The following is a 4009-nucleotide window of genomic DNA, read 5'->3' as shown; positions in this document are numbered from 1 at the left end:
TAAAAAAAGAAGATATAAATAGAATAATGGAAATATGGTTTGAGAGTACCATTAAAGCTCATAGCTTTATATATGAGAAATACTGGCTAGAGAATTATATTAAAGTAAGAGATATGTATGTGCCAATGTCAGAGACTTTTGTATATGAAGAAGATAATAATATCATGGGATTTATATCTATAATAGAAAAAAATTTTATAGGAGCCTTATTTGTAGATAATAATTTTTTTGGAAAAGGAATAGGAAGTAGATTAATAGATTTTGCGCTAGAAAAGTATAAAAGTTTAAATTTAGCTGTTTATAAAGATAATAAAAATGCTGTTGAGTTTTATAAGTATAAAAATTTTAAAATGGTTTGCGAACAAATCAATGAAGAAACTGGTTCTATAGAGTATATAATGAAAAGTAAATAATAAAAAATTATTGGTGTTATAATATAGTTTATTCTAAATTATGATGCCTTTTTTAATTGTAAGGAAATTGTATATTATCTGTTCTGTAGACAACATATAATTTTCAACTTAATTTGAAATATTAGAGATACGAATAGTAATATTGTAATTTTGGTATTCATATAATGACTATGTGATGAAAGAAAACTTGCATAAATTTAAAAAAATAACAGGAAACTATAGATTTATGTAGAAATATAATAATATACTAAATAATAAATTTAAGCAAAAGAAAAATTACAGGAAAGTAGGTAGTAAAATGGGACTTGAATATGTGTCAAGAAATCATTTTTATAGTGTTTTTTTTGCGCCAAGGGGAAGAGTCAGAATGTATGAAATAGGAATAAAATTAGCTCAACAGTATCTTACTCCAACAGATAAATTAATAGGAGTAATTGGAGAACCGGGATCAGGAAAAAGTATGCTTATAAGAGGAATGTTTCCAGGCCTAGAGTTAACTAATGATGATGAGGGTTTAAATGTAAGACCTCTACCAATTATGAATTTGAATGAAGGTGGCTTTTTTGCTCCACACACTTATCATATTGATGTTAGGTTTGAATCCGCTTTTTATCAGATGTATGAATTAGTAGATGCTGTTAATAAAGCAATTGAAAATAATCGTAGAGTAATAGTAGAGCATTTTGAACTCATCTATCCATTAATGAAAAAAAATGCAGATTTACTCATAGGCGTTGGAGGAGAAATTATAGTAACAAGACCTACTATTTTTGGTCCAGAGCCTGATGATATAGCTAAAAGAGTTTTTCATTCAATAAAAATGAGAAAAATGGCTCATTCAGCAGAAGACTTAGTTGAACATTTTATTCCAGAGCATATTAATTTTAATTGTGAACATGGAGATGTTCTAAATGGATTTTTAATAATATTTCATTCCGAACCATATATAAATATAGAAGAATTAGAATCAAAGGTCAAAAATATGATTGAAATGGATATTCCAATTCAGTATTATGATGAAAAGCATGTAAAAATAGGTGAATATATTCATCCATGTAGTGGACCACGAATTCATGTTGATAGCACTTCTAAAATCGAAAATTTTAGACTTCTTCCCAAGTTGTATTATGATTCATCTAAAAAAATTTACATGTTAGTAGGATTAGTAGGAGATAGATTTGATGAGGATGATAAAGATTTAAATAAAATGCTAATTTAAATATGCATTTTCATTAAATGATATATATTAATTATTTTGGAATAAAAGGAAGGAGGATAATACATGAAAAGGAAAACTTTAGTATTAGGAGTTATAGGTGCTGATGTACATGCCATTGGTAATAAGATATTATATCATTTTTTTACTGAAGCAGGATTTGAAGTGATAAATTTAGGGGTAATGGTTTCTCAAGAAGAATATATAAATGCAGCGATAGAGTCTAATGCAGATGCTATTTTAGTGTCTTCTTTATATGGTCATGGGGAAATTGATTGCAGAGGTCTTAGAGAAAGATGTATAGAAGCTGGTATTGATAATATTTTATTGTATGTTGGAGGTAATATTGTAGTAGGTAAACAACCTTTTGAAGAAGTAGAGAAACGATTTAAAGATATGGGGTTTAATAGGGTGTTTCCACCAGGTACAGAACCTCAAACTACTATAGATTTTTTGAAATTAGATTTAGGAATTGGTGAAGATTATGAAAAAGATCTTGTTGATTGATTTTGGAAGTACTTACACTAAAATAACTGCTGTTGACATGGAAAAAGAAACAATAATAGGAACTGCTTCTAGTTATACAACTGTAAATACTGATATTAATGAAGGTTTAAGTAATGCAAAATTAATTTTAGAAAATAAATATGGTAAGTTAGAATTTGATGAAATATATGCTTGTTCTTCAGCAGCCGGTGGACTAAGAATGATGTCTTGTGGATTAGTATCTTCAGTAACTTCAGAAGCAGCTAAACAAGCAAGTTTAGGTGCAGGTGCAAAGGTGTTAAAAGTTTATTCATATGAACTGACAGAAGAAGATATCAAAGAAATAGATGAGATAAAGCCAGAAATATTTTTATTAGCAGGGGGAACTGATGGTGGTAATCAAAGATATATACTTCATAATGCTAAAATGTTATCTACTTGTAAATATAATTTTCCTATTATAATTGCAGGAAATAGAACAGTATCGAAAAAATGTAGTAAATTTTTGGAAAATAAAGAGAATTATATAGTAGACAATGTTATGCCTAAATATGGAGAGTTAAATATAGAACCTGCACAAAATAAAATTAGAGATATTTTTTTAAAGAGAATAATAAATGCTAAAGGAATAACTAAGACTAACAGTATTATTTCTGGAATACTTATGCCAACACCCAGTGCAATGATGAAGGCAATGGAACTACTGGCTAATGGATATGAAGATGAAAAAGGTATTGGTGAATTACTAGCTATAGATATAGGTGGGGCTACTACAGATATTTATTCAATAGCAGATGGCTATCCTGATGAAGTAAATATTATATATAAAGGAATAAAAGAGCCTTATATAAAAAGGACAGTAGAAGGAGATATTGGTATGAGATACAGTATCTACGGTATTTTAGAAGAAGTAGGTATTGAAAAAATCTGTAAACTATCTAATCTATCTATAAGTAAATGCGAAGAAATTATAAATAATTTATATAATAACCCAGATACTATACCATCCAATGATAAAGATTTGATAAATATGGATAATATTCTTGCTAGTCTTGCAATAGAAATTGCTACAATAAGACATGCAGGTAAAATAGAAAAGGCTTATACTACAAGTGGCATAGCATATGTTCAGAGCGGAAAAAATTTAACTAATATTAATAAGGTAGTTGTAACAGGAGGGTCTATAGTTCATTTGGAAAAAGTTAATAATATTATAAATCATGCCCTATATAGTGAGGAAAAACCTAATTCTTTAAGACCTAAAAAAGCAGATATTTTAGTTGACCGAAAATATATACTTTCAGCTATGGGACTTTTATCTGAGTATTACCCAAAAACAGCAATACGAATTATGAAAGAGGAGTTGAAGTATAATGGAAATTAAAAATGAAAAAATATCAAGAGATGAATTTTTTCAAATAAGAAAAGATGTCTTAAATCAGTGGCCTACAGGAAAAGAAGTAAATTTCGAAGATGCTATAGCTTTCCACAAATCTCTTCCAAGTAAAAAACTATTCTCAAAAAAATTAATAGAAGCTAAAAATAATAAAGTTACTTTAATTCAACCAAGAGCGGGAGTAGCTTTAGTAGATGATCAAATAAAATTACTAACTTATTTACAAAATATTGGTGAAGCTGACTTACTTCCAACAACAATCGATAGTTATACTAGACAAAACTGTTACGATGATGCTCAAAAAGGAATAATAGAATCTATAAAAAATAATAAATCAATGTTAAACGGATTTCCTGCTGTAAATCATGGAGTTGAAAGTTGTAGAAGACTTATAAAATCTTTAGATACCCCACTTCAAGTTAGGCATGGTACTCCTGATGCAAGACTTTTATGTGAAATTACTTATGCAGGAGGATTTACTAGCTTTGAGGGAGGAGG

General features: G+C 28.5%; 4 protein-coding genes and 1 pseudogene. All 5 read left to right on the top strand.

What is annotated here, in order from left to right:
• Positions 1 to 413: N-acetyltransferase (locus J7G74_RS06225; RefSeq protein ID WP_330616434.1), on the top strand; the 413-nt coding region annotated here is incomplete at its 5' end.
• A 367-nt stretch (positions 414 to 780) separates the two neighbouring features.
• Positions 781 to 1632 carry a hypothetical protein gene (locus J7G74_RS06220; protein ID WP_330616432.1) on the top strand — a complete coding sequence of 284 codons (852 nt, stop codon included), beginning with the start codon at positions 781 to 783 and terminating at the stop codon, positions 1630 to 1632.
• Positions 1633 to 1695: 63 nt separating this feature from the next.
• Positions 1696 to 2136 carry a methylaspartate mutase subunit S gene (gene glmS / locus J7G74_RS06215; protein WP_297133208.1) on the top strand — a complete coding sequence of 147 codons (441 nt, stop codon included), beginning with the start codon at positions 1696 to 1698 and terminating at the stop codon, positions 2134 to 2136.
• Positions 2114 to 3499, top strand: coding sequence for a methylaspartate mutase accessory protein GlmL (gene glmL, locus J7G74_RS06210; RefSeq protein WP_297133206.1), 1386 nt, complete (start codon positions 2114 to 2116; stop codon positions 3497 to 3499). The genes glmS and glmL overlap by 23 nt, the downstream gene beginning before the upstream one ends.
• A pseudogene (locus tag J7G74_RS06205) lies at positions 3489 to 4009 on the top strand (methylaspartate mutase subunit E); the annotation flags it as partial. The gene glmL and the pseudogene J7G74_RS06205, both read left to right, overlap by 11 nt.

Origin of the sequence: Terrisporobacter sp., from assembly GCF_017888745.1 — a bacterium.
Lineage (GTDB): Bacteria > Bacillota > Clostridia > Peptostreptococcales > Peptostreptococcaceae > Terrisporobacter.
Note: the sequence above shows the minus strand (reverse complement) of the source record. Positions and strands in the feature narration are given on the sequence as shown.

Excerpts from the sequence above, each read along its gene's own strand:
- J7G74_RS06220 (WP_330616432.1), top strand. The coding sequence starts at position 781 with ATGTATGAAATAGGAATAAAATTAGCTCAACAGTATCTTACTCCAACA.
- glmS (WP_297133208.1), top strand. The coding sequence starts at position 1,696 with ATGAAAAGGAAAACTTTAGTATTAGGAGTTATAGGTGCTGATGTACAT.
- glmL (WP_297133206.1), top strand. The coding sequence starts at position 2,114 with ATGAAAAAGATCTTGTTGATTGATTTTGGAAGTACTTACACTAAAATA.